At 51.0% G+C, this 21,369-nt stretch carries 15 protein-coding genes; 3 read left to right on the forward strand and 12 right to left on the reverse strand.

From position 1 onward, the window contains the following. Positions 1–12: 12 nt before the first annotated feature. The 7 genes from PUT07_RS04180 to PUT07_RS04210 all read right to left on the reverse strand — a co-directional run bounded on the left by PUT07_RS04180 (position 13) and on the right by PUT07_RS04210 (position 11,202). Complete coding sequence (locus PUT07_RS04180) at positions 13–2,493, reverse strand: S-layer homology domain-containing protein (protein WP_274466529.1); 2,481 nt, start codon at positions 2,491–2,493, stop codon at positions 13–15. A gap of 30 nt (positions 2,494–2,523) precedes the next feature. After that, positions 2,524–3,294 carry a tyrosine-protein phosphatase gene (locus PUT07_RS04185; RefSeq protein ID WP_274466531.1) on the reverse strand — a complete coding sequence of 257 codons (771 nt, stop codon included), beginning with the start codon at positions 3,292–3,294 and terminating at the stop codon, positions 2,524–2,526. 442 nt (positions 3,295–3,736) lie between these two features. Further along, positions 3,737–3,901: a hypothetical protein gene (locus tag PUT07_RS04190; protein WP_274466532.1), complete on the reverse strand. Its 165-nt coding sequence runs from the start codon at positions 3,899–3,901 to the stop codon at positions 3,737–3,739. A 211-nt stretch (positions 3,902–4,112) separates the two neighbouring features. Next, positions 4,113–6,008, reverse strand: a complete 1,896-nt coding sequence (locus tag PUT07_RS04195) for a PrkA family serine protein kinase (RefSeq protein WP_274466533.1) — start codon at positions 6,006–6,008, stop codon at positions 4,113–4,115. Positions 6,009–6,272: 264 nt separating this feature from the next. Next, positions 6,273–8,396, reverse strand: coding sequence for a TIM-barrel domain-containing protein (locus PUT07_RS04200; protein WP_274466534.1), 2,124 nt, complete (start codon positions 8,394–8,396; stop codon positions 6,273–6,275). 18 nt (positions 8,397–8,414) lie between these two features. Next, on the reverse strand, positions 8,415–9,377 hold the full coding sequence (locus PUT07_RS04205) for a Gfo/Idh/MocA family protein (RefSeq protein ID WP_274466535.1): 963 nt from the start codon (positions 9,375–9,377) through the stop codon (positions 8,415–8,417). A gap of 514 nt (positions 9,378–9,891) precedes the next feature. After that, complete coding sequence (locus PUT07_RS04210) at positions 9,892–11,202, reverse strand: sn-glycerol-1-phosphate dehydrogenase (protein ID WP_274466537.1); 1,311 nt, start codon at positions 11,200–11,202, stop codon at positions 9,892–9,894. Positions 11,203–11,469: 267 nt separating this feature from the next. On the opposite strand from PUT07_RS04210, the gene PUT07_RS04215 reads away from it, so the two are divergent. Continuing rightward, positions 11,470–12,195, forward strand: coding sequence for a DUF2161 domain-containing phosphodiesterase (locus PUT07_RS04215; RefSeq protein WP_274466538.1), 726 nt, complete (start codon positions 11,470–11,472; stop codon positions 12,193–12,195). Here the strand turns inward: PUT07_RS04215 and PUT07_RS04220 are convergent. From PUT07_RS04220 to PUT07_RS04240, 5 genes are all read right to left on the reverse strand, one after another. Further along, positions 12,192–13,139 carry an NAD(P)/FAD-dependent oxidoreductase gene (locus tag PUT07_RS04220; RefSeq protein ID WP_274466539.1) on the reverse strand — a complete coding sequence of 316 codons (948 nt, stop codon included), beginning with the start codon at positions 13,137–13,139 and terminating at the stop codon, positions 12,192–12,194. The two genes, PUT07_RS04215 and PUT07_RS04220, sit on opposite strands and share 4 nt — an antisense overlap. Before the next feature lie 75 nt (positions 13,140–13,214). Further along, positions 13,215–14,444, reverse strand: a complete 1,230-nt coding sequence (locus tag PUT07_RS04225) for an MFS transporter (protein ID WP_274466540.1) — start codon at positions 14,442–14,444, stop codon at positions 13,215–13,217. 111 nt (positions 14,445–14,555) lie between these two features. Further along, on the reverse strand, positions 14,556–15,872 hold the full coding sequence (locus PUT07_RS04230; protein WP_274466541.1) for an ABC transporter substrate-binding protein: 1,317 nt from the start codon (positions 15,870–15,872) through the stop codon (positions 14,556–14,558). Positions 15,873–16,037: 165 nt separating this feature from the next. After that, entirely contained in the window at positions 16,038–16,874 is an 837-nt protein-coding gene (locus PUT07_RS04235) for a carbohydrate ABC transporter permease (RefSeq protein WP_274466542.1), read from the reverse strand. Further along, positions 16,874–17,758, reverse strand: coding sequence for a carbohydrate ABC transporter permease (locus PUT07_RS04240; protein WP_274466543.1), 885 nt, complete (start codon positions 17,756–17,758; stop codon positions 16,874–16,876). The genes PUT07_RS04235 and PUT07_RS04240 overlap by 1 nt, the downstream gene beginning before the upstream one ends. A 158-nt stretch (positions 17,759–17,916) precedes the next feature. Here PUT07_RS04240 and PUT07_RS04245 point away from each other — a divergent pair, with 158 nt between their 5' ends. Together PUT07_RS04245 and PUT07_RS04250 are read left to right on the forward strand one after the other, a co-directional pair. Further along, on the forward strand, positions 17,917–19,725 hold the full coding sequence (locus tag PUT07_RS04245) for a cache domain-containing sensor histidine kinase (RefSeq protein ID WP_274466544.1): 1,809 nt from the start codon (positions 17,917–17,919) through the stop codon (positions 19,723–19,725). Positions 19,726–19,739: 14 nt separating this feature from the next. Next, complete coding sequence (locus PUT07_RS04250; RefSeq protein WP_274466545.1) at positions 19,740–21,368, forward strand: response regulator; 1,629 nt, start codon at positions 19,740–19,742, stop codon at positions 21,366–21,368. The last annotated feature ends 1 nt before the right edge of the window (position 21,369 follow it).

Genomic DNA, 21,369 nt, shown 5'->3' on the forward strand with positions numbered 1-21,369 from the left:
CATGAATGATTCTTATTTATTCAACAAACGATAAATAACGACTGCCGCTTGTGCGCGAGTGGAGTTCGCATTTGGATTAAAGACATTGCCTTCTTCACCAACGATGATACCCTCGCTCGCTGCAAGAGCTACGCCATTTTGCAAAGAGCTATTGATGTCTTGAGCATCCTTGAAGCCTTTAAGCGCTTCTTCTACTTTCTTAGGAGCGATCGATACACCCTTGAGCGATAGTGCTCTGGAAGACATAACCGCCATTTCAGCGCGAGTAATCTGTCCATTCGGATCGAACTTGCCTGCTTCTTTGCCATTGACGACACCGTTCTTAACAGCGGAAGCTACATAAACTTTGTACCAGTCGGAATCATTCACATCGTCAAAGCTTTCTGTTGCATTAGCGCTTTCTAAGGAGAATGTTTTGACGATCATTTTTGCAAACTCAGCACGCGTCACAAATCCATTCGGATCAAAGGATTGCTCAGCACGCCCTTCCAGGATCCCTTTGGCAGCAGCGACTTGAATTTGTCTGCCCGCCCAAGCTTTAACCGATGCTGTATCCTCGAAAGACACTTTATTTTCGACTACTGTATACGTGGAGAAAGAGTTACGAAGACCTTTTAACGAACCATTACCATAGCTTCCGCCGTAAAACTCTAATTTACCGTCTACAATTTTGGCCAGGGACAACAGTTCAGTATCAAAATTACTGCCGTTTGGTACCGGAATCGTGACTTCAACAGGTTTATTGAAGCTTTCTACTTTATTTCCACCTGAAGTAAATTCGAACTCGTATACGCCGGTTGCTACAGGAAGCTGAGTTACGCTCGTCGCCACAGTCGTATCTTGGTTGGTTACCTTCAGAGTCGTGTCCGCACCGAATTCCGCTGGGCTAACCGCAAGTGAGAGGCCGTTCATAGCAATTGCGATGGTATCAATGCCATTGCTAACTGCTGCTGCTAATAAGTCTTTAGCTAACGGAATCTCAGTTGTTTTGGCATTAATAGTTCCGAAGTTCAAGGTAAGCTGAACTTTCACATCTTTAGCGTCTGGGTTCAACGCCTTCAATTGATCATTTAGCGCTTTGGCTTTTTCAGCGATGGCCTTCAGCTTGGCTACCAGATCAGCAACATTCAATTGCGGCTTAGCTGTATCACCTTGGATCGTAATCAGTGATTTAAGATCCAGTGTTGCCAGTTCCTTAATGGCATTTTCAACTTTTGCTTGAGCTTCTTTGAAGATTTCTTGCTTTCTCGCTTCGGTCGCGTTTTTCAGTTCATCTCCAAGTTTAGCAAGAGCTTCTTTGGCTGCTTGTTCTGCTGTACTGGTGTTTCCTGTTGTAGTTCCACCACCAGCTCCGGCACCACCGCCACCACCAGCGCCACCTGTGCTTCCGCCACCGTTGCCGCCACCAGTGCTTACAGGCGTCAAAGTAATCGCATTAGGGGAAATATAGAGCAATAAGCCGAATTTGGAATCACGAGCTTCAACATGTGCAGAAGCAGAAGTAGTGCCCGTTAATACGAAGGCCTTAGCCGTCCCGTCGTATTTGATACCTGTTCCAGCAGCACTCCATTTCAATAAACTTGATGGAAGTGGGTACTCTTGGTTGTTATAAGTCACACTCAAAACAGGTAATTCTACTGCTGATGTGCTTCCGCTGCTTTTCGCATATTTGATTCTGTCTTTCAGCACATATCTCAAACCTGCAGACTCGACAGCAGTTCTAGCATCCTTAGCAATCGTTGAGCTCGACTGTGCATCAATATAATTGGCAATTCTATTCTGTACAGCATTCAGATCGCCTAATGTAATGCCATAGCTATTCAATAATTGGGAAATCAGCAGCTCGCTGTGTCCCTCTAACACACCTTTGTTAACGATCTCGTTAATCTCTTCTTTAATTGCTTCAGAATCCACTTGACCTGTTAGAATGACTTGCGCCACTTTTTCCAGAAGTTCATCTTTTTTGCTCGTCAAAGCGCCCATCGCAGCTTGTTGAAAGTCAACGATATCACTTTTCTTCAACCCGTTAGGCTCATCGATACCTGGGAGATTGACCGATGTGAACAGTAAGCTGATCGCATCCCGATTAGCCTGATCTTTGATTATTTCATCAAAGGAAGCACCGGAGTCATCGAAAAACAAGTCTAATCCATTAATTAGCTTAATAACAGCGCTATACGGAAGAGCTGGAGCTTTATCCTTCACTTTGCTCCAAACTTCTTGCGTTAATTCTTTCTGCAAGTTCTTATCTGTGATCGGATGATTCGCAAGATACTGTTTAACTGAATTCACGTTAGATAAACCTTGTGTATCTCTCGCTAATTCTGTATGTACTTCGTTAAGTTGATCTAGATATGTAGTTGCAGAAGCAACACCGGCAGTTAAACCTATTTTGCCAGCTAACCCTTTCTCGCTTAACGGAAGTCCTGCAATAGATGCAAACATCATACTTGCGGCTAATGTAGTAACGGTTAATTTCTTCTTCATCGTCATGCTAACTTTCACCTCATTAAATTAATTTCTTTATTTTGATTTCCAAAACTGAAACCACTTGGGTTTCGTCCAAACAGGCGGTTGTGTCTCAATAGGTAGGTCATGAATGATCCTGTTGGCGTGAATTTGGAAGGTGTTCACAATGGTGTCCCCCAGCTTTTCACGCATGACTTCATAAGCTTCGGCAAGAGCAAACCCGCGATTCGTTGTATTATGGGCATCCGAAGAAACAAAGTGAGCAAGCTGGTTTCTGCACAAATCCAGCGATAAAGTCTGAATAGATTTACCAAAATGGCCTAGTATGGAATGAGCTGTGATTTGCGACAAGGCCCCTAATTGAATTAGCTCTAGAAGCTTCATTGGATTCTCAGCAATTTCCTGATTACGCTCCGGATGAGCAATAATAGGAACAATATTCATTAATCTGAGTTCATGCAAAAGCTCATGAGTCCCTGCTGATATCCCGCCGGATGGAAATTCCAACAACATATAACGGGAACCATTTAATGTGGCTGTTCTCCCGGCTTCAACATCCTCGATTAATCCCCGGTACACCCTGATTTCCTGCCCGGCATGTATACGCAGCGGTATATCTCTTTTCTGAAGCTCTTCCTGAAAAGATTTGACGCGCAATTCAACCATTTCAAACTCATTTGTATATCTGCCGTTCTCATGATGCGGAGTAGCAATAACAGAGTGTATGCCCTGTACGACAGCTTGCTTGGCCATTAAAATGGAGTTTTCCAAGTCGTCAGATCCGTCATCCAGACCCGGTAGAATATGACTATGTATTTCAATCATTTAATGCCCTCAATCCCATGAATATAGGTACTAAGATATATAATTGTGACTCCATATTACATTTTTCTATGTTTAAAGTCACAATTCGAAGTTTAGCACATATCCCCCCACCTGCCTACACCCATAAAAAGGAAAGGGGCATTTTTAGCACAATTTTATCTAATCTTTATAAAATAAAATTTAGATTAAATTATTATGAATTTTACAAGAAGTTGATTACAACAATTTTTAAAGGAGCCATTTCACACATCATCATACAAGTTACAACTTAATTCGACTAAATCCGACATAATATCCGCAATAATTCGACATATTTACCTATAAATTTATTTTTTGAATTTTCAGATTTATTTCCTTTATCAACAACAAGAAACCACAAAAAAGCTTCAATTATTGTTCACAAAATTGAAGCTTGCATTTTCAATCTAACTCAGGATGTCATCTATCTCTTACGAATCTTCACCAAATCCGATAGCCCGATCAAGAAGACGATAATCGTCGTCACAACAATAAACCGTACATCCCACGCATTCGGGAATTCATTCACTTGCGTTCCGGATAACCGAAGAATGAGTACAAACATGAGCAGAAGCAGATTGAAAAACATACAGTACGCCATCCGCGCAGAAAGCTTGTGAAGAGGAAGTTTGTCCATCATTCTGCCGAAGAACAAACAAGAAAGCAATGCCGATTTTCTTCATGGAGTTCCCCTTCATGGTTTCTCACACCTCCCTTGCAAGAAGATAGAACAGTGTTTGCTAGATTCGGTGTATCACAGCATAAAGACCCGAGGCCTCCGCCCCGGGTCTGCATGATATTTATCTGTTCAGCAAGCTTCCCACATACCGCAGCAATTCATTCGCGCACACCGGGCAATACCCGTGCTCATCGATCAATTGCTTCGTCACGTCGTTAATTTTCTTGAGTTGCTTCTCATCCGGCGTTTTCGACGATGTCGTAATTTTCACGATATCCTTCAGATCGGCGAACAGCTTCTTCTCAATCGCTTCACGCAGACGCTCGTGAGAGGAGTATTCGAATTTCTTGCCCTTGCGCGAATAGGAAGAAATGCGGATCAAAATTTCTTCCCGGAACGCTTTCTTCGCATTCTCGGAAATGCCGATTTGCTCCTCGATGGAACGCATCAGGCGCTCATCCGGATCCATCTCCTCGCCGGTGAGCGGATCCTTGATTTTACCCCAGTTGCAGTACGCTTCAATATTGTCGAGATAGTTGTCGAAAATCGTCTTGGCGGACTCTTCGAAGGAGTAAACGAACGCTTTCTGCACTTCTTTCTTCGCGATATCATCGTATTCCTTGCGGGCGACGGAGATGAAGTTCAGGAACCGTTCGCGCTCATCCTTCGTAATCGACGGATGCTGATCGAGGCCGTCCTTCAGCGCGCGCAGCACATCCAACGCGTTAATGCACTGAAGATCCTGCCGGATCAATGCACTCGAAATCCGGTTGATGACATACCGCGGATCGATACCGCTCATTCCTTCTTCCTGGAATTCGTTCTGCATCTCCTTCAGATCCGCTTCCTTGTAGCCCTCGACGACTTCGCCGTCGTACATGCGCATTTTTTTGACCAAATCCATGCCCTGTTTCTTCGTTTCCTTCAGACGGGTCAGGATGGAGAAGATCGCCGCCACCCGGAGCGAATGCGGAGCCGTATGAATGTGGGACATATCGCTCTGGCCAATGAGCTTATAGTAAATCTTCTCTTCATCGGACACCCGGAGGTTATACGGAATCGGCATAACAATCATCCTGGATTGTAACGCTTCATTCTTTTTATTGGCGATGAAGGATTTGTACTCCGTTTCGTTCGTATGGGCGACGATCAATTCGTCGGCGCTAATAAGCGCGAAGCGTCCCGCTTTGAAATTCCCCTCTTGGGTAAGAGAAAGCAGGTTCCATAAGAACTTCTCGTCGCACTTCAGCATTTCCTGGAACTCCATGATGCCCCTGTTGGCCTTGTTCAGCTCCCCGTCGAACCGGTAGGCGCGCGGGTCGGACTCCGAACCGAACTCGGTAATGGTCGAGAAATCGATGCTGCCCGTCAAGTCGGCAATATCCTGAGATTTCGGATCCGAAGGCGAGAACGTCCCGATACCGACGCGTCCTTCTTCCGAAACGAACACACGCTCCACCAAGACGTCCTCAATGCAGCCGTTGTAGTCGGTCTTCAGCCGCATTTGGCAGGAAGGACATAAACTGCCTTCAATCTTTACATTCAACTCCCGCTCAATCTCGTGACGCAGCTCCATCGGTATAAGGTGAAGCGGCTCCTCGTGCATTGGGCACCCTTTGATCGCGTAGACGGCCCCTAAATCTGTTTTGGAAAACTGTTCCAACCCACGTTTCAACATCGTCACAATCGTGGATTTACCACCGCTTACAGGACCCATCAGCAGCAAAATCCGTTTACGAACATCCAATCGACGGGCAGCGGAGTGGAAATACTCTTCCACCAATTTCTCAATGGCACGATCCAGGCCGAAGATTTCTTGGTTGAAAAACTTGTAGGACTTGTGGCCGGATTGGTCATTGATTCCTTGCGAAGCAATCATATCATAGACTCTGGAATGTGCGGTTCTTGCGAGTCCAGGATTTTTGCGAAGCAATTCTATGTACTCCGCGAACGTACCGGTCCAGCTAAGTGACTCCTTCTCCGTACGATGCTCCGAAATTCTTTTGAATATGTCCATGGGTACCTCCTTTCACTGCTGTCCCCTTCAAATATTGGTCAGCTCGTGATGGTGAATTGTGTACTACAATCCTATGCACCCACAGAAGAGAACTTGCCCGAAATTTTTATGAGAATGAGTTTTCATAAGTCAGCAAATCCATCTTGCCCGCTTCCGCCGGGTACTCAACGGCAGATTGTCCGCCGCTTGTCTTCAAGCATTGCCGGCATCCGGCTCCGATACCCGAATAAGCTCCAGAGCGGCTTTCAGAGTATGCGGGTCGCTCTATACGAGTTTGCTTTGCCCGTATCTCCACACGATGGGCGGCAGCGATACTGCTGAATTCGGATTCCCCTCGATCGTACCGGCATATCGGCCGTCTCCGTCTTGCGTAACCACCGCCTTCCACCAGCTGCATACTCCCTTCTCATACTCGAAGGACGTTCCATCGTCCTCATAGAGCAGTCCTGTACCGGGCTCATCGCCGAAATGCACGAGCTCGATCTCGCCGAAGGTCCCCGATGCCGGAACGTGCGGCAGAGCAGCCATCATCGGAATAACGGATCCGCTTTTCACAAAAATAGGCATGGTATCCAAGCCGGCCTGAACGCGGATAACGCTGCCGCCCGTATACCGTTCTCCGGTCTCCAGCCCATACCAGATGCCGGCCGGCAGCAGCACCTCGCGTTCCGTCTCGCCCTCGACCAGCGGAGCGGCCAGCAGCGAGTCGCCGATCATGTACTGATCGTCCCATTCTTTCACAGCCTTCTTGCCGTAAGCTGCGTCGGTGGTGTTCAGCTGCTGGGTCTCGTCATTGGCGCCGCTTGCCTCAGCCGCAGCAATTTCCGCCGGCGACATGACGAAAGGCATCGCCCGGAACGGCGGAACCCCCCGCTCCCGGTACACGGCAAATGCCGTGTATAGATAAGGCAGCAGCCTCATGCGCAGCTTGATGTAATGCCGGACAATCGCTTCCACTTCCGGGAACGACCACGGCTTGGTGCCGTCTCCCCAAGCATTCAGCATCGCCAGCGGAGAGAGGCATACGGTCTGCATGCGGCGAACCCAATCCTCGGCATTCCTCGCCCGGCGAACCTCCGGCGTCCACAGCAGGCCGCTGAAGGAAGAGCTGCACAGCGCCCGGATGAATTGCTTGTGATCGTACAAATCGGAGTAAAGCACATACGGCATCGTAGAGGCAGCCGCATTCGAAGCACGAACCAGCCCATATGTTCTGCGGTTTCGGCTGCGGAACAGATCTGCCGTCATTTTCTGAAACATCAGTCCATACATTTGTCTCATCTGTTCGCCGTCCAAGCCGGATGGGAATCGGGCATGTGCCGGGAACATCCAGGAATGATGGGTCAACTCGCTGCCGTCGCATTCGTCCAGCTTGTATCCCGACACCCCGATACCGACGTGTTGATCGTCGTGCTGCCTCTTATAGCGTTCCGCCGCCTCCGGCAAGGAATAATCCGGGGCAAGCCCGCCCCATACCGTATGACTCCCCGAAAGCGGCTGCAGCGCGGCGAACAATCCACTCTCGGGCGAGACGTACGGGTGCTCCCAGAGGTTGACGCGGAAGCCTTGATCCCCCAGCTGCTTCACGAAGCCTTCGGGATCGGGAAACCTGCTCTTCTCCCATTCATAGGTGACTGGGTAGCTGCGGCTGTGCCAGCCCGGTTCCAGTCCGATAACGTCGCATGGGATGCCGCGATGGCGGAACTGTCCGGCTTCTTCCAGCACTTGCTGATCGCTATACAGCGTCGGGACGCGGTGCCAGAAGCCGAGACCCCACTTGGGAGGCAGTACGCCGCCGCCGCAAAACAAATTATACCTAGCCACCGTATCGGCAAGGGTGGGGCCTCCAAAAACATAGACCGCTGCGCCCTCAGCGGGCAAGCGGATTTCCACCCGGGAGGCGATCGGCGTCGCTTTCCACGCCCGATCCGTATTGCGATCGCGCACGTCCTCGCTCCGCGTATCCTCCCGCTTCAAGCTGGAGCCGCAATACATCGTCACGATGCGGGAAGTGTCCACCCATACACCGTACCCCCGATCGCTCACATAGAAGGGTACGGGCGCATGCGTTTCGCCGGTATCCTGCTTCGGATCGCTGTTCACGCGCAGATAACGGGTTCTTCCCCGCTGATTCATCCGCATGAGCTGAAGGCCTGTACCATAGAGCTTTTCTGTTCGGTTCAGCGGTAACGACAGAATAAGACTTCCGACTGCTTCTTCCAGCTGAATGCTGTCCCAGGCAAAGGACGGCTGCACTTCCGGCATTTGCTGCAGGACTTCCGTGTTAGGCGAGACGCCCATCCACGAGAGGGGAGTGATCCCCTGAGGCTGTTTGATCATCAAGCGCCAGATCCCCGGCGCACACTGTTCCCAATTGGCGATGGTCATGCTTCAGTCTCCATTCGTCTAAGTAGTTGGCACTTGAATCCTTTGAGTTTGACCGGACTCACTGGCCAGCTTGGCATAATGCACGAGTGCCTGCGTTTTCAAATAATCTCTGCCGCTTGTTTCCGCTTCGCGTCCCTCTCGCAGGGAGGCCAGAAATTCGGCCAAAGTGTCCGTTACCTCCACACCGCTGTAATCTTCAATCAATTGTACCTCTCCGCTTCGAATGACGCGGATCTCCATATCCACAACTTCTATCGCTCCCTCGGTGCCTTCAATTCTCCAGTTCCCGCTCCAAGGCGTTTCCGTCCCTCTTGCCGAAATGGAAGCCTGATAGGAAGCTGTGACGCCGTTTTCCATTTCAAGAAATGCGTAGGCATTAATGATCGCCCCTTCCTCCTGCCAAGCATTAACCGGATTGTACAGCTTGGCTTGTACAGTGCGCCCTTCACAACCGCTAAAATAACGAAGCATATCAAAATGGTGAACACCGATATCATCAAGGATGCTGACGGTATATTTCCGCTGTACATGGTGGTATCTGTAGAACTGTACATCCATGGAAGACAAGGTGCCGATAACCCCTTCGTCCAGAAGCCGCTTTACTTTGCGGATATACGGCATTCTCCTGTAATTCTCGGCGATCATAAAAGGGAGCCGCTCCCTTGCCGCCCTCGCAACAACCTCTTGAGACTCCTGATAATCGAAGGAAATCGGCTTCTCGCACAAGACGGCCAACCCATGGTCGAATGCCGCATGATTCACCGTCGTATGCATCAACGGCGAAGTAACATTGACAAGGAAATCCGCCTGCACCTGCCCCAGAGCCTCTTCCAGCGACGTGTAGAAGGGGTACGGATCATCTTGCATCTTCTCCTTCATCGCCGGGTCTACCTCCACGACAGCCGCCAATAAACCTTGATTCCGCAGTCGCTTGTACCAGCCGTACCCTGCAGAGCCTAACCCAACCAAAATTGCTTTCACGTACAAACCCTCCTCGCAGCATCATTGCCTGATAAAATATAGCTTTCAGTAGCCTTCCTCCCGATAAAGCGTGAGCTGCATCAAGGACTTCCCTTGCGGGGCAAGTATATGCAATGGTTTAATCATAGACCGAACGCCTTAGAATACGCATGCAGTTTTTTTATGATACGATTGCATTTTTTCACAAAAAAAAATCCCAAGGCTATGCCTCAGGACCTGAAACCGAATCTTCCCCATGCGAGCGTGCTTCAACTGCTGTCTTCTCCGGCAGCTAACGGACACAGCAGCCGTTATTCGGTCATCTGGCCGAGTTTATCCATTCTAACGGACTCCAGTGACTCTATTCCACCTTCACACCTATATAACCGCTGCAAAATAGGGCAATAACGGCACTGGTGTCCGTTAGGTTCGAAATTGAGCCCTATCTGTCTAAATAAGGGCCGTGGTGTCCGATAAAATCCGGTTCAGGCAGCAACAACCAAAGTCAACCCCCGGTGCTGAGCTCAGCCACCGATCACACCGTCAGCAGCCGCCACAGACGCAAAACCGTGAACCGGTTGCGGACGAACAGCGCATCCTGCAGCGACGCCTCCACCAGCTCCGGCTCCACGCCGAGCTGCTCCGGCGTCAGCGGTCCCCGCACAGCCCCGAGCCACGCGCTCAGCTGCTCGGGCGCCGGGACCGCACGGGCGATGCGCTGCACATCGCCCCACTTCTCCGCGATGCGCGCCTTCAGCGCCGCCGCATCGCCGGCTCCCCCATCCGCCGGGAAATTCTCGGCGATGACCTGCTCCGCCATGGCCCCATAGGCGCTGCGGATGCGCTGCTCATCCGTCTGCCGGCTCGGGGCCTGGCTGTGCGCTAGGCGCGCGGCGGCCTCGTCGGCCGTGATACCGCCCAGCGCTGCGTAGCGCTGGGCCATCATCACGGTCGCAACGCCGACCTTCGCGCCGTGCAGCAGCGCCCGGCGGCGCTGCTGCAGAAGCACCATCTCCCAATAATGGGAGAGATGGTGCTCCGCCCCGGAGGCCGGCCGGGAATGGCCGACCAAGAGCATGGAAAGGCCGGACAGCAGCAGGCCTTCCATCAGTTTCAACATGCCGAGCTCGGTGCGCGCCGCGATCTCGTCCAAGTGAGCCGTGCACAGCTCCACGGCTTCCAGCGTCAACTGCGCGCTCAGCCCGCAGTAGTGCTCGTTAAGCAGCACCTGGCCCAGCGACCAGTCGGCTAGCGAAGTGTGCTTGCCGACCATGTCGCCGAAGCCGGCGGCAATCATCGCCTGCGGCGCATCCGCCAGCAGCGCAAGATCGGCGAAGATCGCTTCCGGGGCGATTGCCGGAATCGTCATCTTGAAGCCGCGCACGATGAGCGGCGCGCCGACCGAGGCGAAGCCGTCGACCGACGGTGCCGTCGGCACGGAGAGGAACGGCCGCTTCGTCCGGTGGCTCACGAAGCGCACGATATCGTGGAGGGTGCCGGCCCCCACGGCAATCAAAGCCTCCGATGTCAGCGGCGTGTCCAGCATCAGCTGGACGATCGCCTCCTCGTCGGCCGCCACTTCGCCCATCGCGTTCTCCCGGATCACGCAGATGCTGACTCGGACCTGCGCCGCTTCCAGCTTCTCGCGCAGGTCGGCCCCCGCTGCCCGGTACGTTTTCTCATCCGCAACCAGCGTCACCTCGCCGTAGCCGGCCTCTCTCACATAACCGGCAACAAGTCCCATCGCCCCCCGCTCGACGCTGATGTGTTTAATGCCGATCTCATGCCGCTGTCCGCATTCGCAATCGATCTTGCGGCCCAGCCACTTTTTCAAAATGTCACTCATTCCAACATCCCCCGCTCCTATCGATTCAAGACATAAGCCGCTTACTCCGCCATCTTGGAACCCCGCTCAGTCAAGCTGCTCTTCATCTTTGTCTCACCGTGCTGTTCGTCTCCCATGCGGCCATAGGACTTCGCACTTGTTCAGACGAATGGCTCATCTGCGCTAACATGTACGTACAACTACTTCTTCCCCTATTCTAGCAAAACCTGTGCTATAATGATACACATTCTGACTGCCTTCATAAGCAAGTAGGAGGAGAATATTCACGTGCCGATTAACAGCGAAACGGAGCTGTACGCTCCGATCAAACAATATTTCGAAAGCCAAGGCTATGCCGTTCGGGGAGAGGTCAAGCATTGCGATCTCGTAGCCATTCGCGGGGATGAGCCGCCTATCGTCGTAGAACTGAAGAGAAGCTTCAATATCCCCCTGCTTGTTCAAGCGATCGACCGCCTGCGTCTGACGGACCAGGTATACGTCGCTTTCGAGCTGCCCAATAAAGGCAAAGCCCCCCACCGGCTGCAATGGGAGGACATCCGCAGGCTGTGCCGCATGCTCGGCCTGGGCGTCCTGACCGTTCAATTCTACAAACGCAAAAAGCCCGCAGTCGATCTCGTCTGCGAGCCTACGCCTTATATGCTGCGTCATAACAAAAGAGCCGCCCTGAAAGTCGTTAACGAATTTCACGAACGCAGCGGCGACTACAACGTCGGGGGCAGCAGCCAGATGAAGCTGATGACCGCTTACCGCGAGAAATCGCTGCACTGCGCATATCTGATGCGCGAGCAGGGGCCGCTCAGTCCGCGCAAGCTGCGCGAGCTGACGAACAACCCGGCCGTCAGCGGTCTGCTTCAGAAGAACTATTACCGCTGGTTCGTCCGCCAGAGCCGCGGCATTTACTATATTACGCCGCTCGGCGAGAAAGCTCTGGCCGAGTACGCGCATGTAACGGTCGCCTTCGCTTCCACAGAGACGCCGATAGCGGACCTTTAAGAGCGAACGTACACCCGGCCGGCGTTCGCTTCTTCCTTGAGCATCAGCAGCACCTTGTTCATCCAAATGGCCGCCTGCGCGCCTTCACCCATGGCGATGGTCACCTGCTCCGCGTGGACGCCGACATCGCCGGCTGCCCAGACGAAGGGCACGCTCGTCATTTTGGAACGGGGATCCGTCACAATGTGCCTGTTCTCCATCCGCTCCGCGCCTAATTGACGGGCCAGATCGGATTTCACTTCATTGCCGCCGAAAGCGATGAAACCGCGCTCCGCCTCGATCCGTTTGCCGCTTGCCGTCATGACGCCGCCGAATTGGCCATTCTCCTGCAGAACCTCTTGAATATCGTCCGCCATATAAGCAATACCTTGGCTCTTGAGCTCGTCCATCATATGCATTCTTACCGCACATTGCCCATGATTCAGATAGGTCAGATCATCGGTCCGGATACGAAGCTTGAGCGCCATCGCCGCTCCGGCATCGCCGGAACCCAGAACGATCGTCTTACGGCCGCGCACCTCATAACCGTCGCAATCCGGACATACATAGATCGTTAATCCCAGACACGGCTTAAGCCCCGGTATTTCCGGCATGCGGTCCATTAACCCTGTCGCCAGCAGCAAGGTCGGGGCTTCATAGCCTTGTCCCGATTTCCCCCACAGCTCGAAGCCGTCTCCCGGCTTTCCTTTGTTCACAGCTTGTACGACTTCGTCTTTAACGAAGGTGACACCCAGCTTCTCCGCTTGCATCCTGCCTAACCGGCGCAGCTCCTCTCCGGAAACGCCATCCGGCCAGCCCAGCAGATTATGATAGCTCTTGCATAAGGTTGAACGGCCGTAGCCGGCGTCGATCACGAGTACGCGATGTTCGTACCGGCCAAGCTGAATGGCTGCTTGCAGCCCGGCGATTCCTCCGCCTACGATCACACTGTCATACTGTTTCATAGCGCTCAGGTCCCTCTTCTCCTATCGTGTATCCCTTTAGGATAACCGGGTTAGGGCGCTTTCATGCTCCAATTACTACCGATTCTTGATTGACCATACGCACGCAAGCTGCGTCAGAGAACCGATCATGAGAATCCACGGAATCATACCGCCGTCCAAATCGTTCGCGAAAGTAATCAGGCAGAAGATTGAAACAACCCGGCCCAAATTAAGAAACGTTTCGCGGACGACCATGCTTTCCACCTTCAGTTCCCCTTTGAGCGGCAGTTTGGCGATAAGTCCATAATAATACCCCGTCATCGTATTCCCTTGCAGCGGCGAGAAGATCGAGTATAGAATCATGAAGCCAACAACCGTCCAAACCGTAATGCTTCCCAGCAAGAAGGAAACGCCGACCAGATAACCAACCGTGGATATCGTCAAATAGAGACGGGATTTGCTGCTATCGGCATATTTGGAGATGAATATTCCCATTACGATGCTGAGTGAGGAGTAGAGCACCCCCAAGTAACCGACGATATCTTCCCGCGGCATGACTTTGAATAAAAGAATGTTCGGCAGGAACAGCATTGTCCCTTGGAGCAGACCCATTCCGAGGAAGCCGAGCAGCGCCTTGAACCAGTCGCGCTCTTTCTTCATGATAAGCCCAGTCAGCTTTAGATAATAAACTCGGTGATGTCCGCCGGATGCTTTAATTTTCATAGAAATGAACGCGGCAAGCAAGAACATGCAGAACGCAATCGAGAAGACGATCGTATAACCGCTAAGCCCTTCCTGCAGACGAATGATGAAACCGGCAAGCGCAGGCCCGGCAAGAGTAGCGGCCGTGAAGAAGATCATGTTGAAGGCCAGATAGCGGATCCGGTTCTGCTCGGTGGATACGTCGTACATGAGCGTTAAGTACCCCACCCAATAGAAGGCGGCCGCCAGTCCGTTGAAGATAGCGAAGGCGACATAATATTCAACCAACGCATCTTGCGCAATGATCACACTCAAATAAAATAAACCGATCAGCATAATGCCCAGTCGATAAGACACCATTCGGTCTTTCTTCTTGATCATCCATCCCCCGAGCGCGAAGCCGATCGGTGTCAGCAAATAGACGATCAAGTTGTATGTACCGTTGACAGCTACACTGTGCGTTAACCGCCACAAGTATAAGTTCAAGAATACGCCGGACATCGATGCCCCGAATTGAAAAGTCGAATGAATAATAAGCGAAATGACAGCCTCGCGAGACAGCTTTTTCTCTATTGGCAGCGTAGTTCCTCTGCTCTGCAGCCAAGTTCTAATTCTAACGATCATCGTAGCCCCCCGCTCCCCAGTTCTTCCTATTGTAACAGCCCGCCAACCTTCTGTTAAACGGCAAAAAGCCTCAGCTTAGGCGCTGAGGCTTTATTACAACCGAATAGGGTATTACTTCTTCAGGCTCTCCCATGTTTTCTGGAATTCCTCAAGCATTTGGTCCTTCGTGTACTTCTTCGCGACATAACCTTGCATAATATCGCCGAATTTCTTGGAGGAAGCTTCGCCGCCAGGGAATTTGAACCAGTTCCAGCTCAGTGTTTTACCGGCTTTGGAGTAGGAGATAATGTCTGCCGCCAAAGGTCCGAGTACTTTCTCATCAGCAGGAATCGATTTGAAAGCCGGAATGAATTTGAATTCTTCCGTAATGTACTTTTTACCTACATCGGATGTAACCATCCAGTTCAGGAATTTCTTCGCTTCGTCTTTCACAGCGGAGTTTTTGTTAATAACCCAGTTGTTCGGAACGCCTACGAACAATTTGTCGTTCGCTGCCGCGTCATCGCTGATCGGCATCGGCAGGAAGCCGATTTTGATGTTCGGGTTCGTTTTGGAGATTTGAACTTGCGTCCAGTTCCCTTGCTGTGTCATGGCCGCTTTGCCTGTCGAGAAGTCCGTTACTTGCGTATTGTAGTCCGTTTGCAGCGGGTTTTTGTTGCCGTACTGCAAAGTCAGATCAAACAGTTTGGACCATTGGTTGAACTGCTCGTTGCCAGGAATTTTGGCCGTACCTTTGTTCAGGCCGTCGATGAACGCGTTCGGATCTTTCTGATAAGCGAACGGAAGGTTTACGAAGTGGTTACCCAGTACCCACCACTCGCCATAGCCGTTCTCGAAAGGCGTAATGCCTTTAGCTTGCAGCTTTTTCGCCGCGTCTTCGAGCTGTGTTATCGTTTTTGGCAGCTCAGTGATGCCGGCTTGTGCGAACAGATCTTTGTTGTAAATGAAACCGTAGCCTTCCAAGTTCAGCGGTTGGCCGTACAGCTTGCCATTTTTGGTCATAGGCTCTTTCGCGACATCCACAAGGTCATTCACCCATGGTTGATCGGAGAGATCCTCCAGGTTCTCAATCCACTTGTCAAGGTCGGAGAAACCGCCGTTGTTGAAAATGTCCGGTTTGTCGCCGGAGTTGAACTTCGCCAGCAATGCCGCGCCATAGTCTGCGCCGCCGCCTACCGTGTCAACCTGAATTTTCACGTTAGGGTTCAGCTTCTGATATTCAGCGATCAATTTACCCAATTGGTCAGCAATTTCTACTTTAAATTGGAACATTTTAATCGTAACCGGTTTGCCTGCTGCCGGAGCTGCAGATGCAGCTGCTCCCGGTGAAGCGGCTGGCGCAGGTGTCTCTTGTTTTTTCGCGCAGCCAGCTGCCACTACGGATAGTGAGAGTACGGCAGCCATACTGATCATCGTTAATTTTTTCATTGAGGTAAAGCCTCCCTTTTTTTGTTTACTCAGCTTACCCTGATGTCCGGGATTTCATCCCCTCGTCATCAGCTTACATGGTTTATTGTAAACACTTTCTTAAACCCACAACACAGAGAATATTGAACACAAAGGTGGAAGATTTTGAACATCTTAGCAAAATTGTCACCCTTTTACGGAACCGGCTGTGATTCCTTCCACAATATGCTTCTGCATGGCCAAGAAGAAAATGACGATCGGCAGCACACCCAGCGTCAGACCGGCCAGAGCCAAATCCCACTGCTTCGTATATTGACCGAAGAAAGAAAATGTCGCTAAGGGTATTGTTCGCAATTCCGGGTTGTTTAACACGAGTGACGGCAGCAAATAATCGTTCCAGATCCATAAACTGTTCAGAATAACGATCGTCGTGGACATCGGCTTGAGCAGCGGAAAGACGATGCGCCAGAACACGCCATAAGGCGAACAGCCGTCCACGGTTGCGGATTCCTCGATCTCCAGCGGAATGGATTTGATAAATCCGTGGTACAAGAACACATTCAGCGAAACGCCGAAGCCGAAATAACAAACGATAAGACCCCATCTGCTGTCCATGAGCCCCACCTGACCGGCAACACGCACGAGCGGAATCATGATGGATTGAAACGGAATGACCATGGCGGCTACGAAAGCCAGGAACACCAGATTGTTGAATTTGCTCGGTCTGCGCAGCATGCGGTATGACGCCATGGAGGAGATGACGACCAAACCTACATTACTAAGTACCGTAATGATCAAAGAGTTCATGAAGGCACTTGGGAACTTCATGATCGTCCATACTTTTTTGTAATTATCCAAATAGAGGCTCTCAGGAAGCTTCGCTGTGCTGGCGGCAAGCTCCGGGAATGACTTCAGCGAGTTGACAATGACGAAATAGAACGGCACCAGGAACAGAAGTCCCACCAGGATGCCGAGCACCTCCAAGGTGAATAGGCGTCCTGAATATTTTTTAACTGCATCCATTACACTTCAACCTCCTTGCGTTTCGTATACATGACTTGGATGGTCGAAATAATGGCCACGACGATGAAGAAGACTAATGCTTTCGCTGTTCCTAAGCCATAGTTATTGTTCCGGAACGCTTCTTGATAAATATTGATGGATACCGATTCCGTCGAGTTGAAGGGTCCCCCTTTGGTCAAGGAGAAGTTCAAATCGAACATTTTGAAGTTCCAGGAGATCGTCAGGAATAAACAAACGGTAACGGCCGGCATGATCAGCGGCACAATGATGTTCTTAAGTACTTGGAACCGGGTCGCACCGTCGATGTAAGCCGCTTCCACCATATCCTTCGGCACGTTGGACAGCGCTGCAATATAGATGATCATCAAGTAGCCGGCACCTTGCCAAATGCTCACGATCGCGATCGCCCAGAAGGCGGTAGGAGCATCTCCCAGCCAAGGCAGTTGGAAGAAGCCGATGTTCGTAATTTCGCCGAGCGTCGCAAAGCCTTTGACGAAGATAAACTGCCAAATAAAACCTAGCAGCAAGCCGCCGATAACGTTCGGCATGAAGAAGATGGTACGGAGCACGTTTCTCGTTTTGAGCGCTTGCGTCAGCAGCAGAGCCAGCAAGAATCCGATCAGGTTCGTCAGAACCACATCCGTAACGGTAATCCGTGTCGTGAACCAGAAGGCGTTGCGATAATCTTTGTCCTCGAACAGAAGGTGCTTGAAATTGTCCAAACCGTTGAACTTAACGTTGGTCGTCACACCGTTCCATTCCGTGAATGAATAGTAAATGCTCATGAGAAAAGGTACTACCACAATGAGTGCGAAAAAGATGACCGCAGGTCCGACGAACACCCATTGCTGTAATAGTCCTGATAACCCCTTGCGCTGTTTCATGGGAATTTCCCCCTTACGATTAGGTAACTATAACCTTTAGTATAAATACCTTTAACCTCGTGAAACACAGATTATCGTGATGCATTAGGTGGAATTTGTTGACCTCTACTGCTACAATATAGGGTGAAAAGTCCACGAAGAAACCGAGTTGATTCGACATGTTCCGTCATAGTATGCGCAACAAGCTTATCCTTTTTTTGCTGATCGCCACTCTCGTCCCATTCATTACCTCAATCGTCGTCTCCTATATATTCACGAAGGAAAAAGTCACCGAAGACACCATAACGAACAATTCAGCCCTCATCTCCCAAGCGAAACTCAATATATTAAACTATTTAAACGGAGTCGTCCAAGCTTCTACGACCATCTATACAGGACAGCATTTGTCTGAGCTCGGACAATTATACGATATTTTGGAACGCGACCGGGAAATTGACTATATGAGCGACAAAGTGATCAAAAGCGGTTTGCAAGTCATGTCCCACGCCGTGAAAGAGTTCAAGCAGGTTTACTTATATGCTTCCGTGAGCGACCGGTCTTTCGTATCCAGCAATGATTTCCAAGGAAGCAAGATCGGCAAATATGAATCCCTGCCCCCTTTCCCGGAAGATAAAACCGTTTATTTCGAAACGACCCATCTCAGCCACAATTACAATATTCCAATTAACGTGTATTCTGCACCAACACCGGTCCTGTCTATGCATCGCAAGCTGATGTACTCGCCGAATAACACCTCCATCGGAGAGCTTATTATCGATCTTCATCTCGATTTGATATCCGAAATCTCGCAGAGCCTGTACACGCACGATGAGGAAGAGCTTTACATTTTGGATGAAAAAGGATGCATCGTGTTCGGTCCGGATCCGGCCAAATGGGGGCAGCTGCTGGATGGCAGCTGGGGCGACGAAGCCATCCGCAGCACGTCGGACAGAGGCTCCTACGAATGGAACAAAGGGCCTTACGCCGGCATAAATGTTTATGAAAAAATGAAAACTGACTATGTGAACTGGACGATCGTCAAACGTCTGCCTTACGAGCAGCTGACCCAAAACGCCAAACAGCTGGCGCTGATCAACTCGCTGGTACTGACGTTCTTCATGCTGATCGTCATCGGCGGAACCGTCTATATTTCCATTAAATTTACGGAACCGATCAAGCAGCTTATCCGCTACATCTCCCGCATTCAAGCCGGTCAGGTGCAGCTGGGAGCTATGGATAAGGATATCGAGCTGACCCGTACCGACGAGATGGGCATACTGGCCAATCGCTTCCACGGCTTGATGCAGGATCTGAATCAAATGGTCATGCGCGAATACCGGCTGGAGCTCGCCAACAAGTCCAATCAATTGATGGCGCTGCAAGCTCAGATCAATCCGCATTTTCTGAATAATGCGCTGCAATCGATCGGCACACTCGCTTTGCAGCATGATGCCCCCAAGGTGTATGCACTTATCGCTTCCCTCGCCAAAATGATGCATTACAGCATGAATACGAACGAATCCGTCGTTCCGCTTGGCAAGGAGCTTGACCATATTAAAGCGTACCTGGAGCTCCAGAAGCAGCGCTTCGAGCACCAATTCCAGATCGCTTATGATGTCGAAGAAGGCACCAAAACGATCGCCGTACCCAAAATGATCCTGCAGCCGCTCGTCGAAAACTATTTCAAACACGGCTTCAAACCGGGCGCCGACGAAATCGGGCTGCTGCACATTGAAGCCTCCAAGCAAACGGATGGGCGCTATGACTATCTGCGGCTTGTCGTTGAAGACAACGGCTCGGGCGTTACGGAGGAGCGGCTGCGTGAAATCCGCAACAGGCTGAGCTCGCCTTCAACCGGCGAAGAAAACTGTATCGGGCTAAGCAACGTATTAACCAGAATCAAACTATATTTCACCGATGATGCGACTCTTGATATTGAACACGCCAAGCCCCAAGGTCTAAGGATCATCATCCACATACCGATGTAAAAGGGAGCTATCTAATGAAAGTATTACTTGTCGATGATGAGAAACATGTTCGCGACGCCATCCGGCTGCTCGTCAATTGGGAGCAGCACGGCATCGATACGATTCTGGAAGCGCCTGACGGCGAATCCGCCGCCGCAATGGTCCGCCAGCATCACCCGGAAATTATTATGACCGACATGATGATGCCGGTCATGAACGGTGTGAAGCTGCTGGAATGGCTGCATGCCAACGAGCCGGACGCGAAGACGATCGTCATCAGCGGGCATGACGATTTCTCGCTGCTGCGCCACACGCTGAAGTACGGGGGGACCGACTACATCCTGAAGCCGATCGACCCGGATCAGCTGAACGAAGCGCTGGAGAAAGCGATTGAGGCGTGGCGGAAGGAAGAAGAGACGCGGCAGACGAACCGTGAGCTGAATATCGAAATGAATCAAATTAAACCGATGTATTGGGATAAGCTGCTGTCCGGGCTCATCGCCGAGCCGTCCGCTTATGAGAGCGCCGCCGAGCAGCTCGAGCGGGAGCTGAGCTTGACGCGGGGCGTGAACGTTTGCCGCGTTGCCATTCTTTCCATGGATACCATGGAACGCAGCGTGAAAAATAAATTCAGTCAAAACATGGATTTGCTTTTTTTCTCTCTCATTAATATTTGCAATGAGTTTCTGACGCACGAGAGACGCGGGTATGCATTCCGCCATTGGCAAAGCGATAACGAAATCGTCTTGCTGCTGTGGAGAGAGCTGGACGGCGCCGAAGCATTTCTGGAGAAAATTAACGAAGGCATGCGAACGGCGCTGCACACCCGCGTTGATTTCGGTATCGGCCGGTCTCATCGGTTTCCTGGCGAAATCGGCTTATCGTACCAAGAGGCGCGCGACGCACTGCGCAAACGGAACCTGAAAGTTAAGACAACGTGGATCCACAGCCTGCAGAATTCGCCCAAACCGCCGCAGACGGCGCTCACCTTCACCCAGTTCGAGGAGAAGATCAATCTGGCCATCCGCAGCGGCAGCAGCGAGCAGATCGAGGAGGCCGTGCAGCAATGGATGGACGCGGTCAAGCAGCGGGACATCATTACATTGGAACAGCTCGACCATTGGTGGCGGGAGTACAGCGTGATGAAGCGCCGCTGGGTACAGCAATTCTTCTCCGGCATCAGCGAGGATGAAGTGAAGACGATGCTGGCCTCCGAGTCTGCCGGGGTCATTGTTCCGCTGGACGAGAACGGCCTCCTATCCCTGTCTCAATGGCAGCAGGAGCTTACCCGCAGCATCGTGCATATGTCCAAGCTGCTCTTGGAGAATCAGCAGAAAGATAAGAATGTGATTTTCGAAATCGCCGAATATCTTCAGAAGCATTACCACGAAGATGTCACGCTGCAGGACATCGCCTCCCGGTTCTTCCTGAGCCGGGAATATATCTCCCGCAAGTTCAAGCAGGAATTCGCGGTGAACCTCTCGGATTATTTGGGCCAAATTCGCATGAGCAAAGCGAAGGTGCTGCTGCGCAATCCGCATTTGCGGATTTCCCAGGTCGCGGAGATGGTCGGCTATCAGGATGAGAAATATTTCAGCAAAGTTTTCAAAAAACTGGAGGGCATCACGCCTAACGAGTATCGAAAAACAGCGAATTCTATCTGAA

This window comes from Paenibacillus sp. MAHUQ-63 (assembly GCF_028765165.1).
Taxonomy (GTDB): Bacteria; Bacillota; Bacilli; order Paenibacillales; family NBRC-103111; genus Paenibacillus_E.

Bases quoted from the DNA above. Each gene is read 5' to 3' on its own strand.
- PUT07_RS04180 (WP_274466529.1), bottom strand. From the start codon at position 2,493: ATGACGATGAAGAAGAAATTAACCGTTACTACATTAGCCGCAAGTATG.
- PUT07_RS04185 (WP_274466531.1), bottom strand. From the start codon at position 3,294: ATGATTGAAATACATAGTCATATTCTACCGGGTCTGGATGACGGATCT.
- PUT07_RS04190 (WP_274466532.1), bottom strand. From the start codon at position 3,901: ATGTTTTTCAATCTGCTTCTGCTCATGTTTGTACTCATTCTTCGGTTA.
- PUT07_RS04195 (WP_274466533.1), bottom strand. From the start codon at position 6,008: ATGGACATATTCAAAAGAATTTCGGAGCATCGTACGGAGAAGGAGTCA.
- PUT07_RS04200 (WP_274466534.1), bottom strand. From the start codon at position 8,396: ATGACCATCGCCAATTGGGAACAGTGTGCGCCGGGGATCTGGCGCTTG.
- PUT07_RS04210 (WP_274466537.1), bottom strand. From the start codon at position 11,202: ATGAGTGACATTTTGAAAAAGTGGCTGGGCCGCAAGATCGATTGCGAA.
- PUT07_RS04220 (WP_274466539.1), bottom strand. From the start codon at position 13,139: ATGAAACAGTATGACAGTGTGATCGTAGGCGGAGGAATCGCCGGGCTG.
- PUT07_RS04225 (WP_274466540.1), bottom strand. From the start codon at position 14,444: ATGATCGTTAGAATTAGAACTTGGCTGCAGAGCAGAGGAACTACGCTG.
- PUT07_RS04230 (WP_274466541.1), bottom strand. From the start codon at position 15,872: ATGAAAAAATTAACGATGATCAGTATGGCTGCCGTACTCTCACTATCC.
- PUT07_RS04235 (WP_274466542.1), bottom strand. From the start codon at position 16,874: ATGGATGCAGTTAAAAAATATTCAGGACGCCTATTCACCTTGGAGGTG.
- PUT07_RS04240 (WP_274466543.1), bottom strand. From the start codon at position 17,758: ATGAAACAGCGCAAGGGGTTATCAGGACTATTACAGCAATGGGTGTTC.
- PUT07_RS04245 (WP_274466544.1), top strand. From the start codon at position 17,917: ATGTTCCGTCATAGTATGCGCAACAAGCTTATCCTTTTTTTGCTGATC.
- PUT07_RS04250 (WP_274466545.1), top strand. From the start codon at position 19,740: ATGAAAGTATTACTTGTCGATGATGAGAAACATGTTCGCGACGCCATC.